16 protein-coding genes are annotated in these 17,933 nt (G+C 64.9%); 7 read left to right on the top strand and 9 right to left on the bottom strand.

Going from position 1 to position 17,933, the window contains the following annotated elements:
• Nucleotides 1-58 precede the first annotated feature (58 nt).
• Nucleotides 59-2,791, bottom strand: a complete 2,733-nt coding sequence (gene mobF / locus AB0E63_RS33740; RefSeq protein WP_360375190.1) for a MobF family relaxase — start codon at nucleotides 2,789-2,791, stop codon at nucleotides 59-61.
• Nucleotides 2,792-3,473: 682 nt separating this feature from the next.
• On the opposite strand from mobF, the gene AB0E63_RS33735 reads away from it, so the two are divergent.
• The 4 genes from AB0E63_RS33735 (at nucleotide 3,474) to AB0E63_RS33720 (ending at nucleotide 6,734) form a co-directional block, all read left to right on the top strand.
• Complete coding sequence (locus AB0E63_RS33735) at nucleotides 3,474-3,803, top strand: hypothetical protein (RefSeq protein WP_360375188.1); 330 nt, start codon at nucleotides 3,474-3,476, stop codon at nucleotides 3,801-3,803.
• Nucleotides 3,787-5,124 (top strand): hypothetical protein, encoded by a 1,338-nt coding sequence (locus AB0E63_RS33730; RefSeq protein WP_360375186.1) that lies wholly within the window; start codon nucleotides 3,787-3,789, stop codon nucleotides 5,122-5,124. Before AB0E63_RS33735 ends, AB0E63_RS33730 begins: the two co-directional genes overlap by 17 nt.
• The gene (locus tag AB0E63_RS33725; protein WP_360375184.1) at nucleotides 5,099-6,148 is read left to right on the top strand and encodes a hypothetical protein; all 1,050 of its coding nucleotides are present in this window, start codon (nucleotides 5,099-5,101) and stop codon (nucleotides 6,146-6,148) included. Before AB0E63_RS33730 ends, AB0E63_RS33725 begins: the two co-directional genes overlap by 26 nt.
• Nucleotides 6,149-6,533: 385 nt before the next feature.
• Nucleotides 6,534-6,734: a helix-turn-helix domain-containing protein gene (locus AB0E63_RS33720; RefSeq protein ID WP_360375182.1), complete on the top strand. Its 201-nt coding sequence runs from the start codon at nucleotides 6,534-6,536 to the stop codon at nucleotides 6,732-6,734.
• A 1,194-nt stretch (nucleotides 6,735-7,928) separates the two neighbouring features.
• Here the strand turns inward: AB0E63_RS33720 and AB0E63_RS33715 are convergent.
• From AB0E63_RS33715 to AB0E63_RS33695, 5 genes are all read right to left on the bottom strand, one after another.
• Nucleotides 7,929-8,084: a hypothetical protein gene (locus AB0E63_RS33715; RefSeq protein WP_360375180.1), complete on the bottom strand. Its 156-nt coding sequence runs from the start codon at nucleotides 8,082-8,084 to the stop codon at nucleotides 7,929-7,931.
• A gap of 193 nt (nucleotides 8,085-8,277) precedes the next feature.
• Nucleotides 8,278-9,228 carry an aminoglycoside phosphotransferase family protein gene (locus AB0E63_RS33710; RefSeq protein ID WP_360375178.1) on the bottom strand — a complete coding sequence of 317 codons (951 nt, stop codon included), beginning with the start codon at nucleotides 9,226-9,228 and terminating at the stop codon, nucleotides 8,278-8,280.
• A 210-nt stretch (nucleotides 9,229-9,438) separates the two neighbouring features.
• Nucleotides 9,439-9,927 carry an SAM-dependent methyltransferase gene (locus AB0E63_RS33705; protein WP_360375176.1) on the bottom strand — a complete coding sequence of 163 codons (489 nt, stop codon included), beginning with the start codon at nucleotides 9,925-9,927 and terminating at the stop codon, nucleotides 9,439-9,441.
• A 47-nt stretch (nucleotides 9,928-9,974) separates the two neighbouring features.
• The gene (locus AB0E63_RS33700; RefSeq protein WP_360375174.1) at nucleotides 9,975-11,387 is read right to left on the bottom strand and encodes a hypothetical protein; all 1,413 of its coding nucleotides are present in this window, start codon (nucleotides 11,385-11,387) and stop codon (nucleotides 9,975-9,977) included.
• 270 nt (nucleotides 11,388-11,657) lie between these two features.
• Nucleotides 11,658-11,876, bottom strand: coding sequence for a hypothetical protein (locus AB0E63_RS33695; RefSeq protein WP_360375172.1), 219 nt, complete (start codon nucleotides 11,874-11,876; stop codon nucleotides 11,658-11,660).
• A 285-nt stretch (nucleotides 11,877-12,161) separates the two neighbouring features.
• On the opposite strand from AB0E63_RS33695, the gene AB0E63_RS33690 reads away from it, so the two are divergent.
• Together AB0E63_RS33690 and AB0E63_RS33685 are read left to right on the top strand one after the other, a co-directional pair.
• Nucleotides 12,162-12,974 carry a hypothetical protein gene (locus AB0E63_RS33690; protein WP_360375170.1) on the top strand — a complete coding sequence of 271 codons (813 nt, stop codon included), beginning with the start codon at nucleotides 12,162-12,164 and terminating at the stop codon, nucleotides 12,972-12,974.
• Nucleotides 12,975-13,458: 484 nt separating this feature from the next.
• Entirely contained in the window at nucleotides 13,459-14,175 is a 717-nt protein-coding gene (locus AB0E63_RS33685; RefSeq protein WP_360375168.1) for an XRE family transcriptional regulator, read from the top strand.
• Nucleotides 14,176-14,222: 47 nt separating this feature from the next.
• Here the strand turns inward: AB0E63_RS33685 and AB0E63_RS33680 are convergent, their stop codons facing one another.
• Nucleotides 14,223-14,966, bottom strand: a complete 744-nt coding sequence (locus tag AB0E63_RS33680) for a helix-turn-helix transcriptional regulator (RefSeq protein WP_360375166.1) — start codon at nucleotides 14,964-14,966, stop codon at nucleotides 14,223-14,225.
• A 173-nt stretch (nucleotides 14,967-15,139) separates the two neighbouring features.
• Between AB0E63_RS33680 and AB0E63_RS33675 the strand changes: the two genes are divergently transcribed.
• Nucleotides 15,140-16,456: a hypothetical protein gene (locus tag AB0E63_RS33675; protein WP_360375164.1), complete on the top strand. Its 1,317-nt coding sequence runs from the start codon at nucleotides 15,140-15,142 to the stop codon at nucleotides 16,454-16,456.
• A 740-nt stretch (nucleotides 16,457-17,196) separates the two neighbouring features.
• Here the strand turns inward: AB0E63_RS33675 and AB0E63_RS33670 are convergent.
• Together AB0E63_RS33670 and AB0E63_RS33665 are read right to left on the bottom strand one after the other, a co-directional pair.
• Entirely contained in the window at nucleotides 17,197-17,610 is a 414-nt protein-coding gene (locus tag AB0E63_RS33670; RefSeq protein ID WP_360375162.1) for a PIN domain-containing protein, read from the bottom strand.
• Nucleotides 17,607-17,831, bottom strand: coding sequence for a type II toxin-antitoxin system VapB family antitoxin (locus AB0E63_RS33665; RefSeq protein ID WP_360375160.1), 225 nt, complete (start codon nucleotides 17,829-17,831; stop codon nucleotides 17,607-17,609). Before AB0E63_RS33665 ends, AB0E63_RS33670 begins: the two co-directional genes overlap by 4 nt.
• Nucleotides 17,832-17,933: the final 102 nt, after the last annotated feature.

Raw genomic sequence — 17,933 nt, 5'->3', positions numbered from 1 at the left:
GCCCAACGCAGTACGAATCCACCATCATGGTCACCGCCGAGCAGATAGCCTGACCACCTCACATCAACCCTGTCCGTCGAGACGGGGCAAGCCCACGGGTCAGCTTGTCGGTGACGAGTAGGTGGGCTGTGTCGATGGTGGCGCCCTGTGCACGGTGGGCAGTGGTGGCGTAGGCGAGTTCAACAGATTCGCGAACGTACTTGCTTGGAAGGGTTACCGTCTGGAGGTCGTCGTTCTCGACAGTGAGGGACCCGTCGTCCCAGCGGCGGATGACCGTCCATCGGTTGCCGTTCTGGACGAAGCCGCGCTGGCCGATGCGGAGGCGGCGGTTGTTGAGGCGGGTGACGATGTGGTCGCCGAGACCGACGTGGTTGCCGTCGTGGAGAACGATCCCATTTGGCTCGACTTCGCCTGTATTGACTCGGTCGAGGCGGGCGCGGGCATTTAAGCGAGCGACGGTGGCGTTGTCGGCGGCGATAAGGAGGGTGGTCCTGCCTGCGGCTGTGTCGGCTTGCCATGCGGTGTAGGCCGCGTTTTCCATGTCTTCGAGTGATCCGTGCGACAGCCGGTCGTGCTGGTCGTACAGGTCGATGACTTGGGGTTGTCCCTCGCGGAGCTGCAGGCTAACGTCGCGCTCCCAGTCCTTGCTGAAGCGCCAGACATCGCTGAGCTCGGCCGCCGCGGTGTCGCGGGCAACGAGGCGGAAGGCGCCGCCGACATTCGCTGTGCCGAGTTGAGCGTCGTCGCCCACGAGGAAGAGTTTCGCGCCGGCCATGTCGGCTGCGCGGGCGAGAGTGGCGAGTTCCATGGTGCCGGCCATCGAAGCCTCATCGACGATGACGAGTTGGTTCGGGCGAAAGCGCCAGCGGTCGCGCTCGGCGTACGCCCGGGCGAGTTCTGCAGTGATTCGGTGGTGACGACGTCGGCGGCCGCTTGCCTCGGCTGCTTGTGCCGCTTGTTCGAGTTCGCTGATCCAATGGTTGCGCTGATCGCCTGCGACGCCGACCGCCTCGTGGATCCATTTGGCGACGTTGTCGGCGGGGAGCGCGAGGGTATCGGACAGTACTGTTGCTGCGGCGGCCGATGGAGCGAGAGCGATGATGGACCCTTCGCCGTGTTCGGCTTCCCAGCTCGTTCTGAGAGCCGCGAGCAGGCTTGTCTTGCCGGTGCCAGCTGGTCCGACGAGAGCCTCGACTGTCTGACCGCTTGAAGCTATCCGGTGGAGCGCTCGGACCTTGTCGTCGCTCAGGTTCGGAGCGGCCAGATGATGCCGAGAGATGGTCGGGCCTTTGAGCTTGGCTGCGAGATCGAGAAGCAGGCTCTCGGCCCCGAGAATCACCGGGGACGTGAAGATTTCGCCGTTGTGGACCGTGAAGACGCTCTGCCCGTCGGCACGATCCAGTGGGGTTGTGAAGAACGTGGGCGGAGTGATGCTGATCGACTGGCGCTCGGCGTCATGCACGATCGTCTCGAGGACCTGAAGGCGGTCTTCGGTGGTCGACAGGCGGAGAAGGCGCGTCTGCCGGGCTGCCTCGGCCAGGAGGTTCCACCGTGTCCAGGTGGATCGTTTCGTCTGCAGCGCAAGGACGGTCGTGGCGCCGTACGCATGGATCGTCTCGGCACTCAGGTCGGCGGCGGTGAGCGGCCGGTCCCTGGCCTGGTTGAGGACCTTCTCGATGGTCGCAGCCGTCTGACCACATGTCACATGCTCGGCGCGTTCGCGCCAACTGCGCATCATGTCGGCGAGCGGCTTGGCCAAGTGCTTCGCCGGCCGATTCATCAAGGTCGCTCGTTGTCGTAGGACGTACATCTCGCGGCGGCTGGGTGGATGCACATCGTCGCCGCGCCCGGCCAGCAGGTCGGCGAGATTCGCCTCGATCTGATCGGTTCGTGACGAGAACTCGTGGATCAGTTCTTCCGGGACTCCGTCGATCTCGAACGCCGGATTCCGGCGCTCCCCGCGTTCCTGGAGATGCCAGGTGACGCCGATCCGGCGGCTGAGGTTGTCGGCGAGAAGGGCGTTGTGTACCTCGGACATCGCCACGGCTGCGGCGTACAGAAACCTGCCGTCGATCGTGCGCCATTGCCCGTCGTCGATGGCCTGGACGCGGTTAGCCACGACGAGGTGGGTGTGCAGTTGCGGGTCGCCACTTCTCGTGTCCCAGTGATCGAACGCGGCGGCGATCACCCCGCGAGTGGCAAGTTGTGCGACGCCGTCGTGGCCGGAGCGGGTGAACACCGCCTGCTGTTCGATCAGCCCCAAGACGTCGTTGATGGCCTCGTGATGGGCCGCGACAACCTGCTCCTGGATGCCGACATCGGCGGTTGCCCACAGCGCCGATACCGACTTGACCGGGGAGAACGTCAGGTCGTATCCGGCAACTGCTTGCCTGGTCCTGAGCCGTGCCGCGCCCTTGCGGATCTGCTCGATCGCGAGATTGCGTTCTGCCGGTGTCATCGCTGGATCGAGCGCCCGCAGCTGCTCGGCTATGTGATCTTTGGCGGTCTTGTAGATGCGATAGGGAGCGCCTAGCGTCCTGCCCGTGATCGGGTCTTCTGCCCGTCCGAGGAGCGCGGCCACTTGGTGCTCGGTGACCTGGTTTCCGGCCACCAACTCACCGTTGCCGAGTCCGCTCAGTCCGCCTCCGAGCCATCGGCCAGCGGGGTAGCCGGACGCTGCGTAGTACGCCGTCAGCGGTGTAGCCATGCGGCGGTCGACATCGCCGGGGGCAACGTGCTTGAGCAGATACGTGTAGCCCTCACCGGCGGTCAATCGGTGGATACTCAGCACTCGGAGCTGCGATCGTCCGGTGACGTGCCGACTCGGTTTGCTGTTGGTTGGTCTGCTTCTGGGACTGCGGATTGACGTCGAAGGCGGTTGATCTCTCTGTCGAGTTGGGCGAGCTCGGCGACAGCCGTCCGCACCCGTTCGTTGACAGCGACCGGCGTGTCTGTGGTCATCAGTCCGAGTAGGATTTCTCGCGCAGTCTGAGTCGGCGCCGTGGCCGGAGAACCCGCATCACTCGTCGCGCTGACAGCCGATTTCAGCAGGCGCCAGTGGCGCAGACGGCAGCGATCCGAGCAGAACCTTTGATCGGATCGGCGGGCTATGAAGAAGGCGGCGCAGTGCTCGCACGCCCTGTCGTGACCACTCCCAGATCGATTCTTGTTGTGCTCCATGAAGGCTCAACGCTGGGACAGGAGCCAGATCGCATCTAGTCGTTTCGGCGACAGAAACGCCTTGGATGCAAGAGGTGTGATCGGTTTGAGCCTCGGCAGCAGAGGCACTGCGGCTGGCGGATGGGTTCGGTGCGATGTCGCTCCGGTCTGCGGGTCTGGCTCGAACGTTGAACCTCTGGAATGCGTGTGTGCCGGGCCCATCCAGGTGTGGGGCGCAGTTATCCACAGATTCGCCGGATCCGGCGTGCACGGGACCGTTTCGGTCCATCTTTCCCTGCGACGAAAGGGAGCGCATGAACAACTTCGAAGTACCGAGCCGGGTGGCAGACCTGGTAGTCCAGGCTGAGGCGATCATCGAGGCCCTGGAGGCACGGCAGCCCGGCGCGCGGTGGGCCATGACGGCCTTCAGCCGGTATCGAGCCCTCCAGTTGCTTGGCGTCCCGTATGTGCCGTGCGACGGCGAGCTGGATGCCGACCCCGGCGAGCTCTTCGACAAAGCGGCCAGTGAGGTTGATCAGCTCGATGTACCGGTTGATCAGCTGAGTTGGCGCCTCGCCTTGGCCGACGCCTTGAGGTCCGCGGCCACGGAGATCCGGATGGTCCAGGATGCGCACGACGTATGAGGACTTGCTGCGAGTCGCGCGACGGGATGCGATTGTCGCGTACAACCTGGCCGCGGCCGACACTTCGGACCTGATAGCCGGCTGGCAGGCAACGCTGACCGCAGCTCGCCATCACCTCCAGTGGCTTCGCCTCGAGCTGACCACGAGCGATTTTGCAGACGCGGGCACCTTCACAGCGGAGGGGCCTCTCGCCGCACTCGCCCGATCGATCGGCGCCGCAGGCGACCTCCTTGCATCGCAGAACCGGAGCACTCACAGCGCGTTCCAGGACGAGGCTCTGGTCGCGGCGCGATCGGAGATCGCATCGATCACGGCTCTAGCCGCCCGAGCAGCGGTCACGAGACTTGCCAACCAGCAGACGCATGACGTCGAGACGAGCCAGCGGCTCCTTCGGCACTTAATCGATACGATTGAAGAACTCGAGTTCCACCACAAGCCGGGATCGCCGGATATTGGCACCTTGCGCGGGTTGACGACGACGCTGCCGCATGCACCTGTCGACGAAGCATCGCAAGTGATCCTCCTGGCCGCCCGTTGGCAAGCGACGCATGACGCGACGCCGCCTGCCAGTGTGTTGACCCGTGACCTTCGGTCGACCACGGCGCAGTTGCGCACCGTTGTCGGGTATTGCCTGCATCTCGCCGATCTCCTGAGCCAGAGCGACGACAACACCGATGCGACCGGCGACGTGGTGCAAGCACTGCGTGCGGCGGGTTCAGCCACGCGACGGGTCGCGTTTTGGTTGCGAACGCGTGTCTCGGACATGGGCGGCCGCAGCCAGGGAGCTGCCGAATCGGCATTCGTGGAGCTGTTTCAGGCGCTGCGCGCTTGGCTGTCAGATGGAGAACGATTGAAGGGTCCGGAGGAGCTCCTTGTCGGCGGCCTCGTCCGAGATGTCGTCGACGAGCTGATGCATGCGGCGGTTCGGGTAGCAGTGGTTCAGCAGGAGACCGCGGCCTGGTTGGTCCTACGCGGGCGACTGTTCGTCCCAAAGGCCGAACTCGGCAAGCGCGACCCTGAGTTTCACAACCGGCCTGGGGTTTGGCGGCTCATGTACCCGCAGCCGGCGTGGGTGAGGACCAATCTGTCATCTTGCTTCGACCAGTTGACCGCGGACTTGGCGGAGCTCACGTGCCAGCTGTCCGATGCGGTACATCACGCGCGGAACATCGCTGGAACGACCGCCCTGCGACGCCCGTACGGACCTGAGCACTTCAGCGGCCCGCCGACTCTGGAGAGATCGCGATGGCGGTGGAGTCCGCCGACGTACGCAGACCTCTTCCCTGAGGTCGCTGGTGAATCGACCTGTCCCGAACGTTGAGCTATTCCAGACTCAATTTGGAGGATCGATGGAAGGGCCAAGAGTTACCCCCGAGGGCCTGCGCGACGCGTTGCACTCGGAGATCCGTAAGCGCAGCTCAGGCGTCGAGTGGGTCAGATGGCTGGATGCGTCAGTTGCTTTGCGCAACTACAGTTTCCGGAACGTGGTGCTGATCACGCTTCAGATGCCGTACGCAAGCCAAGTCGCAAGGTCCGACATCTGGAAGAAGTTCGGACGATCCATCCTGGAGAACCAGCGGGATCGCGAAATCCGCATCTTGGCGCCGGTGATCCAGCAGGCCGGCCGGAGATCGACCCTTGAGGCGAGACAGGGGGAACTCGAGCTTGAACGGGCCCGGCGAGCACGCGGCGGTGGACGGCTGGTCGGGTTCAAGGTCGCGTCCGTTTGGGACATCTCACAGACCGATGGTCCGCACCTACCGCCGGCGAGCGCGCCGGTAGGTGGCGCATCGACGGGAGAGCTCTGGCGAGCACTTGCACACCAGGTTCAGTCGTCGGGCTTCACGCTCATGCAAGGCAATGCCGGACCTGGCGGATTGGAAGGATTCACCGACTACGAAGCCCGGACACTGATGATCCGAGGGGGCTTGGAGGACGTCACCGCAGTCGCCCGACTGGCGCACCAGGTCGCGCATCTGCGCATGCACGACCCGAAGGAGATCGCTTCACCAGGACGCCTGATGTGCCGCGGAATCCGAGAGATCGAGGCAGAGTCGGTCGCCTACCTCCTGATGGCCCATCATGGCTGGTCGACCGGCGGATCCTCGTTCCGGTACATCGCGAGCTGGGCCGCGGAGGTCAACAAGCGCGAACCCGAGAAGGTCATCGAGCGAACGGGAGCCCGCGTGGTCTCGGTTGCACGACGCTTGATCGAGTCGGTTGATCGTCAACTCCGACGTGGCGGGTTGAGCCGCCGGCATCCGGAGCTGGGCACGTCGGACCTCGATCAGCTGACCACCCGCCACGACACGATCGTTCGACCCTTTGAGAGTCCTGAGTGGTGATGGAGGAGCTGGATGTCCAACTCAAGAGTCGCGGCCCTTCGACGCGCACGGCAACGTCAGGCACGTATCGAAGCGGCGACTGCGCGTGCAACTCGAGCGCAGACCGCGCTCGAGAGGGCGATCAAGGCGAGGTCGCTCGCCGCTGAGCGGCACGATGAAAGGGTCCGAGACGCCGAGGCAGCAGCCGCTGCAGCGGCCGCGGAGCTTGCCAGAGTTTGTGGAAGCGCTGGTGCTGCAGGGGAGATCCTTGGTTGGACTGCGCGACACGTCCGCAGTGTCCTCAAGGCAAGCCAGGAGCGGAGCCCTAAGGTGCCTGAGAAGCGCACACCCAGGCATTTGTCGCTCCCCGACCATATGACTCCGATATCAGAGGAAGGGGGCAACAATGCAGGCACCTGAGACAGTTGACCCTCTCTGGGACATCGATCAGGTGTCGGAGTACCTCAAGGTGCCCAAGCGCACCCTCTATCGCTGGCGGACCTACAACTACGGCCCGCGAGGAATCCGCGTCGGGCGACACGTGCGCTACCGACGGAGCGCGGTGATCCAGTGGGTCGACTTCATGGAGCACAGTGATGACGAGTAGAGGTCCAATCGGGTATCTCTAGCGGGGTGCTGGTCGACGGCCTCGCGGCGGGTGGAATCCCAGCTCGGCGTCATCGCTTGCGCCGAGGATGAGGCAGAGGGCTGATCGGTACTCCTCGCACGGCCACCACACCGCGCCCCGTTCCAGCTTCGCGATGTAATGGCCTGTGATCGGGTACCTCTTGGTACTGACCGCATACAGCAACTCGGCTACCCGCTGGGCGAGTTCGCTGCGGCTCATCGGTCGTCCGGGCGCACTGCGCGATACCGTGCGCATTCGCGCGGCGGTCAGGAGATGGTTCGGGCCTGACCGATTTTCGGGGGTTACACCCGAAAATGTGCTCGGCAGGTCGTCGGAGTGGCGGACTCTGCCTCCGTGCTTCAGGTCGGTCCCCTCCACCTATGTCCTCCGAGCTATTGGGTGGGGCCCTGCCATCGACTGGGGAGGCGGTGGCAGGGCCTGTCTTCGGCACGTGCACGACGAGGATTGGAGGAGCGCGACCGACGCGGAGGTGAGGCTCGGACGCCGGCCCCGCCGCTCTACAGGGGGTACTTGCCGGTATTACTGAGTGCCGCATCCCCGTCCGGATCGAATAGATCGGGATCTAGCCAGCGGATCTCGGATGCGCCCAGGTGGCCGTGGATCTCCAGGAGATCACCGATGCCTGGCCAGAAGGCCATGCACGGGTTGTGGCCAAGCCACTAGACGGCTACCCACTGGTGGCCGTCGTCGTTCGGTGGGAACTCGACCAGTAGGGCCACGACGCCGGTACCACTGACTCCGGATGGATCGCGGTACCGGTACAACTCCCCGCGGCGCATCAATTCAGTCTCCTCGGGATCGTTCCAGCGACGGGTCATCAAGCCCGGCTCAAGCCTCGCGACTCAGGCCTGGACATGGGGACCGTGCCGTTGGACATTCGCGGACATTTGCGGCGCCGTTCAGGCTATGAACGGCGAGGCTGGGGCGAAATGTCGGTCGCCTGGTCGGCTTGGGTATCGTGATCTTGCTTCGCGGCCCCTGAGCGGGTCGTCGGCGGTAGTGGATCGGTGGTCACGCGCAGTCCCGCGAATCGGCGCTGCATCGAAGAGGCATACCGGTCGGCGAGGCTGGCAGACGCCGTGTAGCTGGCGACGACGTGTTGGCCGAACCACACCCTGACCAAGTGGACTGGTTCAAGGCGATCGATGTCCATCATGCTCCCCGGACTTCGTCATCGATCGCGTGGACGATTTGTACGTAGGTGCTCGCGGCAACAACGGCCAGGACCCCGATCGCGAGGGTGCCGTTCCAGCCGGGGATGGTGTCCAGCATCGCCGGTAGGGCGTCGAGGTGAGCCAAGATGGTCATGTAGCCTTTCACGTCTGCCTCCCCGTGAGGGCCGGGTGGGTTGACCCCGTGAGACGAGCGGTATGCGACGGTCACGGGTAGCGCGGTGTTGCGCTAGATGAGCGAGTGTCGGCGCGTCGGCACCGGTTTGGTCAGCCCATCATGGGGGTTCATCCTGGACCCCCATGCGATCGCGCTGTCAGGTTCAGACGGGCTACCGGAAGCGGTGCCAGGTCGCAGCGTTCTTGGCGAAATAGCTGCGCAGGCGATGACCGAGTTCCTCCGCAACGTTCGGTCGGCCAAGGAGCTTCGCGATCACGCTGGTCACCAACTGGAGGTCGCGTACGTCAAGCAAGACCGGCCAGTTGGGGGAAGAGAAGAGATCGAAGCCGTAGGCGGACGCGAAGTCTTCGTACTCCGAGAGCGCGTCGGCGAACCGTTCCACGCCGTGGGCCGCCGGGACCAAGTCCCACTCTGGAGGCCCGAAGCGAATCGAATCCAGGTCGATCAGAACTACGCCGTCCGACGCAGTGAGGAGATTCCCGGCGTGTGCGTCGCCGTGGATGATGCTGACTGGCAAGGCCCACCGGGCAGCTGCAACGGCGAGACGCAGCTCAGCGCAGTGCTGTAGCAACCGATCGACGAGATGATGGATTGGCAGATTGAGCTCACGCTTGGCCCAGGCCTCCAGATAATCCATGGCTTCGCCTGTTGCCTCGGCTATCTTTCGCACGCGATCCTCGCAGCGATCGATCACGTCCCATTCGGGGATGGCCAGCCCTAGCCGATGGATCGAGTGTATGGACAGAAGCGGAGCGGCCAGGTCAACCAGTTGATGCCGGTGACCGCTCGGCTGGGGGAGGTAAGTCCATGCCGTCGCAGCCCATGCCGACGTCTCGATCGGCTCCTCAAATCCGGGTGCAAGCCGGACAGTGGGCAGATCCAACTCAGCAAGTCGGGTGGCAACTGCAGCTACTTGACGGACCTCGCGGACGTTATCGGCTGGTGCGATTCGCAGTACGACATCCGCGGCCGGCGCGTAGAACACTGCGTTCATCGTGTAGCGCAGCAGTCGAGCGTCCGTTGGGTCGATGCCGGCTTTGGCAGCTACCTCGTGCAATGCTGCGTCGAGGCGATCCCGTTCATCGCAGCTGAGAATCGTCACACGATAGAAGTTAGCCTCCCTGCAGAGTTAGCACACGTTCAACTACATCTCCGATGTCTGCGCGACTCGCGGTTGGCCGAGCCAGCGAGGCCATCGATTGCAGCCGGTCTCCCGCCCAGCGGGAATCGGTCCAACGGCGAGTCGGCAGACTTCATCGAGCAACTGGCTAACCGAGCTGCGCCGGGAGCGTCTGAGCGGGTGGCCTGAGCGCTATTCGGCGGGCGCGGGCGCGAAGTAGTTCGAAAGCATGTTGGTGGTCCAGGCCGGCTGGTGGGTCTCGCCTCGCGGGCCGAACTCGTCGAACCAGGGCTTGATATCGATGACGGGGGTGCCGTCAACGGCATCGAGATCCCCCACGTGCAGGTCGAGTCCATCGACCTCCAGAAGCCGGCAGCGGGAGATGCCGAGCCAGTTGATCCGGCGCATGTTGCGGTGACCAAACGCGCCGACCTCGGGCCAGGCCGGGTTGTCTCTGGGGCGGCGAGCACCGAGGCTCAGGTCGCTCTGATCGCTGAGGTGAAAGAAGAACACGACCTCGAGGTGAGAGAAGGCATCCAAGCCCACAGTGGATCGTTCGTCGAACCGCTCGTTGTTGATGCGCAGGATGGAGCGTGTTCCACCCCAGTAGTCATCGGTCGGCTGGCTTCGGCCGCCAATGACCTGGGCAACGGGTTCGACCGTGAGAACGCTCTGCGTCATGGAGATCCTTCGATTCGATGAGGCGGGACGGCGACCGGCGGGGGTAATCACCTCGCCGCGGAGGCGATGCAGCGGGCGGCTCGATGGTCGAGCTCCGCAGCGGCCGGTATGCCGCGGGCTCTGAACGGCGACAGCGCCGAACGCATGTCGACGACCGCCTGACGCGTCCGGCCGGAATGCACGCCATCCATGGCGTCGAGGGCGCTCGACCAGGTCGAGCAGGCTTCGTCGATCGCGCCCTGACGGGCCTGAATTGCGCCGAGGTATCCCAGTGTCACCGCGTGTGTGCGGGTGAAGGTGGCAGCCTTGCGGGTACGCACGCTGCGTCTGAACTGGGATGTTGCCGCGGTCAGATCGCCGAGGTCGCGCAGAGTACACGCGGTTTCGTGGGCGAGGCTGGCTTCGCCGAAGAAGAACACCCGACCGGGTTCGTCATCACCGTCGCCAGCGCTGGCGAGGTCGTCCTCAGCGCGCAGCAGAGCCTTCGCGGCCGCGCTACCGTGGCCGTCGGCAGCCAGTGCCCTGGCATGGTCGACCTCGAGTAAGGCCCGTTCGCGGGGGCTGGCCAGGGCCGATCGTCTCCCGGACAAGGAGGCCTTCGCGAGTTGGACGGCTTGGCGTGGGTGGCCGAGATCGACAGCCTGATGAGCCATCGCACGCAAGACGTGGCCAGCCAGCGGTGGGTCGTCGGCCTCGGCCGCCAGTTGGACGGCGACGGTGAAGTATCTCTGTGCGGTCGCGTGCTCGGCATTGTCGAACGCCATCCAGCCACATAGGTACGCAAGTTCGCCAGCGGTGGAGAACAGGCCGCGGCGAATGTTAGCGCTGGAATGGGCGGCTCTGAGCGCGCTGGCGACATCCGAGGTCAGGTACTGCGCTACAGCGGTGCGTGCGTGCCCGCCGCCACGGCGCTGATCGATCCGGGTGAAGATGTCCGCCATCTCCCGGATCGCGTCCAGGTCACCGGCACCGATGACCGGGGCGGTCCGGGCAGAGCGCTGGGCACCACGGCGCGCCATTGTGTCCCACCAGGCCTCTGAGGGCACCGCCAATGCGGCTACAGAGTAGCCAGCGGCTCGCAGGACAGACCTGCGCTCGATGTCCACGTTGCCTCTTCCCAGATCGACGAGCGTGGTCAGCGTATCGGCGGACCATGCGAGTGCTGCAGGGGGCCGCGGACCGGAGAGGCCGATCTCCTCGACGGTGACGACCCTGCCGAGGCGGCGCGAGAGCGCCTCCGCCAGGATTGCCGGCGCGTCAGCCGATGGCATCGACCCCGCGACCCAGTGCGAGACGTGGGACCTGCCCACCGACATGAGACGCTCGTTGCCGGCTTCGGTGGCTACCCGGCACACCGCCTGTGCGAGTTGGGCATGCGACCAGGAAGCCTCGGCGATTACGGCCGCGAGCTTGACGTTGCGGCGCGGTTCGGCGCCCACCTTTCCCGTTCGCTTGTTCACCACTTTCACCACCCTCGGCGTCAGAACCGGCGCCCTATCCACGTGAGCCGTGATTCGCTCATCGTATCCACACCGAAGCAGCTGAGGAGGCCGAGAGGTGCAGTCAGACGCCAGGGCGATGAGCGCGACCCCCTGGGTCTTCTACGCCTTCGCGCGAGATCTGGGACGCGAGATGCGAGGCTGATGGCAACCGCGACCAAGCATGTTGCGACGTGCGTTGTGCGTCCAGATCCGCAGTGGTGGACCTCTGGAGTGTACGGGGGACGGCCACTACGTGACTGCCTGGCCGAGCAGGACATCAAGACCCTGTTCTTGTTCCTGAGGGACCGCGGCTACAGCAGGAGCGCGCTCGCGGCCGCGTCCGGTCTCGCGGAAACCCGAGTTCGAAGCATTTCCCAAGGCAAGCAGTTGGTGACGTCGTACGACGTACTGGTGCGGATAGCGGATGGGTTTGGCATCGACCGTGGCCTGCTGGGCGTGGGGTCTCATGTGCGTAGCAGCGAAGCCAAGAGGGACAGTAGAATGCGCGACCCGGGTGAAGTCCCGGGGTTCGTCGGATCCCTGGCTGCCTTGGCGGTTGGCCCGGCTCCGGCTGAGCTGAACGGATATGCGGCCGCCAAGCATCAGGCCGCATCCAGTGTCCCGGAGCGCGTTACTTCAGCCCACGTTGATCTGGTTCGCGCGGTCCGTGATGAGCATCGCCAGATTGATGCTACGCACGGCGGCGAATCCTGCCGAGACTCCGCGGTCAGCTACCTCGCGTGGGCGAGTGGCATGCTGGACAGCCGGTTTGATACGGAGCAAACCGAGGCGGACTTCAAGGCTGCGTTGTCCGACATGTACCAGGTCGCGGGGTGGGCCAGTCATGACCTCGGGGACCACGCGGCCGCACGTCGATACCTGACCGCGGGGCTTGTCCTCGGCCGGGAGATCAACGCACTCGCCCTCATCGCCGGTGGCTTCTACCGCCTCGGGCGGGTCTCGATCCACCAGGGTCGGGCGCAGGAGGCGCTGCGGCTATGGCAGCTCGGGCAGATCGTTGCCCAAGACAGCGGAAATCTCGCCGCCGTCGCTGTCCTGCACGCCAACGAGGCATGGGCGTACGCCATGCTCGGCGCCGCGGACCGGGTGTCCGACTCGCTGGCGCGGGCGAAAGACGAGCTCGGGCGGGTCGACGAAGGCACGGTCCCGGCGTGGGCACGGTTCTTCCTGGCGCCGGCAGACCTGGACGGTATCTCGGGAGTTATCTACGGCTGCCTCGCCTCCCATGCTGAGCATCGGATCCGGTTTGCGCCGCGGGCGATCGAGCATGCTGAGCGCTCGTACGCGACCAGAGGCGCGGGGGAGGAGCGTAGCCGGACGTTCGACGCGATCAGCATCGCCACCGGCTACCTTCTTGACGCGCAACCCGACCGTGCGGCCGCCGCTGGGCATCAGGCCGTCGACATGGCCTTGGCAACGGACTCGGTTCGGGCTGCCGACCGGCTGCAGGCGATGGCCACCCTGGCTCGTCAGTACGCCACCCACGACGGGGTGAGCGGGGTCCTCGAGCGTGTCGACGGACGCCCCGCGGCCGACTTGGTGTAATCGCCCATATATACCTCCCACGAAGTTTCGTGTCCAGCCACCGGCAAGCCGAACTCGCACGGCCCTTGCAGACATTCCGCTCGTTGCGCCACCGCTGCTTGAGGCGGATCGACCGAGCCGGTGGCGGGCCACCCGGACGCGCGCTGCCACGCTTTCGCTGCGCCAGCGGTCGCTGAGCCGTAGACAGTCTTCGGCCACGGGCTTCGTCTCCGCCACAGCCAACGGCGCCAACGATCACCGCGACCAGGTCTGCGACGGCCTGCAGAAGGTCGTGATTTCCCATCCGCGCCTCAGCTGCCTCCGCCACTGCCAGGGCCGAGAAACGAGCCGCCGCCCATCAGTAGCAATCGCGTGCGCGGATCCTGCTGGATGTCAGGCGCGTGTAGTTCGGCGTGGTCGCCCGGCAAGCGACATTTAGGTACATTTCCGTGCTACCGTCCGACAGACATCCGTAGACATCTAGCAGATGGCAAGGTTGGACAGAGTGAACGAGGTGCTTCGACGAGCGATGTACGGCGCAAACCTCTCGGAGACGGACGTGGCCGCACACGTGGCCGTCGATCCGAAGACGGTGCGGAACTGGCTGCACGGCCAATTGCCGCATGCTCGGCATCGCGCCATCCTGACGAAACTGCTCGGCGTCGACGAGGAGTTGACATGGCCCGAGCTGGGTGGATCCCGTCAGCCTGATCTCGTCGCGATCTACCCTCGCCGGACAGCAGTCACGCACGAGGTCTGGCTGTCGCTCCTCGAGCCTGCCGTCTCAGAGATCGGCATCATCGCCTGCGACGCGATGTTCCTCCTGCAGGACACGGACTTCCTGCGTCGACTCCGTGAACAGTGCGCAGCGGGTGCGCGGGTCAGGATAGGTCTGTGGGTCCCAGACAAGGCGACCGCGGCGCCTGACGATCTCGATGCCGAGATGAGAGTCGCCAACGCCCGAGGCGCCCTGTCGCTGCTTCAACCGTTGCTGCCGTACGACGGATTCGAGCTACGACTGCACGACATCGTTCTCTACAACTCGCTGTACCGGGTAGACGATCATCTCTTGGTCAACCAGCGCGCGTACGGAATCGTCGAGGCCGAGTCTCCGGTCTTCCAATACCGCCGTGCTACGGGTGGTGACATGTTCCTGTCTTACCTCGCCAGTTTCGAGACCATCTGGTCGCAGGCTGAGTCGCTGCAGTCCTTCAGATTCTGAATGCTCGGCCGACGTCGACGGCACGCGGTACCTGAGCCGACCGGTCATCAAGGTTCCTCGATCGGCAGGGCACCGTCCCAGACTCGCTCGAAGCTCTCGAGGTAGTGGCTCGCGAGTTGGCCCCCAGGGATCTTGCGCAGGTGCCACACCGGAGCCTGTGCGGCGGGCAGCCCATAGATGTGGGTGTTCACCAAGAGGTTGTCGTCAGCACGGAAGATCGAGTTGTAGAGAACCGTTCGATGGGTCCGAAATTCTACGCCGGGGACCGCGGTCAAGTTGCTGAAGAGGACCATGGAGTTGCGGACCTTCGCAGCTAACGCGTCACCGATGCCCTGCTCCCGCCCCCGCTCGGCGACCTGTGAGTCATCAGGATCTCCGAGCAGGATCCGTACCCTGGCGCCGGCCTTCGCCTTCTTGCGGATGATGCGTTGCAGCTGAGTGCTTTCAGCAACGAACAGACCCGCGTACACGAGTATGCCGATGTCGTTGCGCCCAGACTCGAAGAACGTTCGCAACAGGTCAGCCGGGACATCAGACAGATGAGCGTAGACCCGAACGATCTCGCTCTCGGATGCCGCAGCGGCGCGCTGGCCGGTTACTGCGGTGGGAAACAGATACGACTCGTCCCGCCCGAGCCGTTCGGCCAACTTGTGGCGATTGCGAGGGAACGGAATGTAGTCATGGACGACCCAGCGCTCGACCGTCTTCACGTTCACGCCCAGTTCGTCGGCGAGCGCCAGGTAGGTGAGGTCGTGCTCGGCGAGCGCGGCGCGTAGTCGTTCGTTAGCCACGGGGACCAACCTAGGACATTTCCAGGCGTTTCGCCGGGAAGAAACATCTCTGAACGTCTGTGGATGCCGTGTCGATGCCCTGTGTCGGTGCTCCATCCTTCCTGCGCGAGGAAGGAAGAAGATACGTGGCAGATCGACAGCCAAACCAACTACTGCGAGAAGCTCGGGGGTCGATGACCCAGGGACGCCTGGCCGCTCTGGTCCGGGAGGAGATCTACAACGCGACCGGCAAGGAATCGGTCATCTCCGCGAAGTCGATCTCGGACTGGGAGCGTGGTTTGTATACCTGGCCGCCAGCGTACGTTCGACGGGCCCTGTGCCGGGTTCTCCAAAAGGCAGATGCCGCTGACCTCGGATTCTTCTCCAGGCGTCGCGTCCGCGCTGCGCGCGGCCTGGAGCCGAGCTCCCTCGTTGACCTGATGGACGGCCAGCCGCCTGAGGCCGGGTCTGAGAACTTGCGTGTCCCAGCGGGGCGATCGTTTGCGGGGGTGGAAATCGAGGCGCATTACTGCGAGGTGACGATGCCCAGCGACCGATGGCTTATAGCCGACCCGGTGCCTGATGGTGAGCTGAACCGGCCGGATCGCCGCTCCTTTGTCGTGCTCGTTGATGAGCAGCATCGCTGCTACGTGTCAGACGGTCGTCGGTTCGTCGACCGTGCCGGACGTCGTACAGGCTCGCAACCTGTCTCGTCGGGCCAGATCCTCGACGACCTCACGGTTGGCATCATCTGGGCGGCGACGAACACGGACGTCGCCTTGTTGGCGGACGATGCCCAGTTGTCGAGTGGCGTCGGACGGCTGGCGCGCTACGAGGGACGTTGCTTGTCCGAGGTCCCCCTTACAGAGGTGCCAAGGCTCAACCCGGTCGCCAGCCAGTGGCTCGGATCCTGGTTCTGCACTCGCCGCACAGTTCGCAGCTTCGATCGGCTCGCCTGCCAGCCGTGCTTGCGGACAAACGAGCGGCGAGGAGAGGAGGCCGCGTCGTGGCTGTTGTGGCGGCACAGGTTCGAGTACCTCCGGCGTACGGCGCGGTGGTTCCAGGGGATCCGGTGCGGCTTCTCGGTCGCAGAGACGGATATTGCGGACTCACCGATGTACGAGCGGGTGCTGTTGTTGCTTGCTGTTGCTCTGAAGGAGACGTTCGGGATTGCCGTGGTGCTGCGTTCTGGGCCTGAGCGCGTAGATGTGGATGGGTGCGCGCTCAGTGGCGGGGCGACCGCAGCCAACTGGTTCGATGGCCCAGCCGTTTGTTGTGTCGCCGCAAGTCAGGATCCGTTCCCTGGAGCGACGGTCGCCGAACAGACTTCAAGAGACCGCCTGGAGGAGATCGCCAACCGCCTGGAGGTTCCATGGCCGTGGTTCCAGCGGAGATGCGAGGAGCTTGCGATTGCAGGCGTCGACGGCATCGCACATCTGCGGAGTCGCCTGCTGTCGACGCGAGGGTTGAACGCCGCGATTCGGTACGTTGCCTACATCAACGACGCGTAGGGCCAGCAACACGCGCCACAGACCTGACGATGGTCAGGCCGAGGCGCGGGATACCGAGCTTACGAAGTGCCGGTGCTGCAGGCCGTACTTGTCTACATCGCTACGGCGTACCGGCACCGGCATCACCAGATTCTGCTGGCGTCGTCGGGGGACTGCCCTGCGCCAGCCGGAGTCGTCATTCCGCACGCGACACGTCCGCTGCCTCCCGTCAGCGGGCGGGCCAGGTGGTCGATTCGCCTGCAGAATGTCTGGCCATCTGAGCGACACCGCGTGCACGTACGATCGCTGAAGGGCCCACCTCATGGTCTCAGCGAACGCTCGTGAGGACAAGGCTCCACCGCGTCGTTTGCAGAGGATCATTGGTGGGGTGCCGGCGCGGTTTCTGCGTCTGCTTGACGATGTCGAGAATGTGCCGCTGGCCGCGCGATTGGGCTGAACGTGAGGTGCATGTGGCTGGGTTCGTCGGGGTAGGGCGAGGATTGGCACAGCAGACTGCGACGTCACGCCACGATCGCTCAGGGTCTCGGGCTCAAGCTCGAGGTGAAGAGGGCAGTGACTTTCGTATCGGTGACTTGATCTCCTCCGTCTCTCCTGGCCGGGAGGGGGCTGCGTCCGGGACTCGCTGTCCGCGACGCCTTGCGCCGGGCGTCATCGGTGCTCCCTGTCTCGGAGATCGGCGAACGGATCCACGATGTTTTGCGCGCGGTGCTCGGGGCGCGTGGACATCACGACGGCACTCGTCACTGCGAGGGTGCGATGTATTCGTGCTGCAGGTCGCTGACTGTCGCGATGTGGTCGAAGTCGTGGTCTGCGGTCAGCACGGTTGCGTCGTTTGCGATGGCGTATCCCGCGATGAGGATGTCGACCGCGCCCGCCGCCCGGACGAGGCCGGAGTTCCACAGGCCGCTTTGGATGTCGAGCACCAGTGACTCGTCCGGTGCGCGCTCGAGCGGGAAGCCGAGGGAGATCTGCTGTCGGTAGCGTGCGTGTTCGTCGGGTGTCCGGGCGCTGTGGCAGAACTCGAGCACCTGCGGTGGGCATGTGACGAAGAGGTCGGCGGGTGCGCGCTCGATGCGCTGCAGCCGCGCGACAACGCCGGTGTCGCCGGATGCCAGCCTGGCCCAGACGGAGTTGTCAACCAGGTAGTCGGTCACGAGGCCCGGGGCGCGGCCGGAGCGGGAGGGATCACCGGCGCGCCGAGCTCGGCCTCCAGGCCGGTCAGCTCTGCGATGCCGTCGATCATCGCGCCCTTTTGCTTTGAGGCGATGAGGCGGCGCAGCGCGAGATCGAGGACGGCGCGGTTCGACCGCTCGCCGGTGAGTGCGCGGGCGCGCTCGATCAGCTCGGGGTCCAGGTCAACACTGGTCACTGCCATGATGGGCTCCTCTCGATATATGAGTGATTATATAACGAGATCGAGGCGGTCACCAGCTGCACCGTCCAAGCCGTGGCTGAGCCGGGCCGCTCGTCCGTCCGT

This window comes from Kribbella sp. NPDC026596 (assembly GCF_040638415.1).
GTDB lineage: Bacteria > Actinomycetota > Actinomycetes > Propionibacteriales > Kribbellaceae > Kribbella.
The sequence above is the reverse complement of the archived record's forward strand: the minus strand, read 5'-3'. Positions and strand labels throughout refer to the sequence as shown.

Excerpts from the sequence above, each read along its gene's own strand:
- AB0E63_RS33735 (WP_360375188.1), top strand. The coding sequence starts at position 3,474 with ATGAACAACTTCGAAGTACCGAGCCGGGTGGCAGACCTGGTAGTCCAG.
- AB0E63_RS33730 (WP_360375186.1), top strand. The coding sequence starts at position 3,787 with ATGCGCACGACGTATGAGGACTTGCTGCGAGTCGCGCGACGGGATGCG.
- AB0E63_RS33720 (WP_360375182.1), top strand. The coding sequence starts at position 6,534 with ATGCAGGCACCTGAGACAGTTGACCCTCTCTGGGACATCGATCAGGTG.
- AB0E63_RS33715 (WP_360375180.1), bottom strand. The coding sequence starts at position 8,084 with ATGACCATCTTGGCTCACCTCGACGCCCTACCGGCGATGCTGGACACC.
- AB0E63_RS33705 (WP_360375176.1), bottom strand. The coding sequence starts at position 9,927 with ATGACGCAGAGCGTTCTCACGGTCGAACCCGTTGCCCAGGTCATTGGC.
- AB0E63_RS33695 (WP_360375172.1), bottom strand. The coding sequence starts at position 11,876 with ATGAGACCCCACGCCCAGCAGGCCACGGTCGATGCCAAACCCATCCGC.
- AB0E63_RS33690 (WP_360375170.1), top strand. The coding sequence starts at position 12,162 with ATGCTGGACAGCCGGTTTGATACGGAGCAAACCGAGGCGGACTTCAAG.
- AB0E63_RS33675 (WP_360375164.1), top strand. The coding sequence starts at position 15,140 with ATGACCCAGGGACGCCTGGCCGCTCTGGTCCGGGAGGAGATCTACAAC.
- AB0E63_RS33665 (WP_360375160.1), bottom strand. The coding sequence starts at position 17,831 with ATGGCAGTGACCAGTGTTGACCTGGACCCCGAGCTGATCGAGCGCGCC.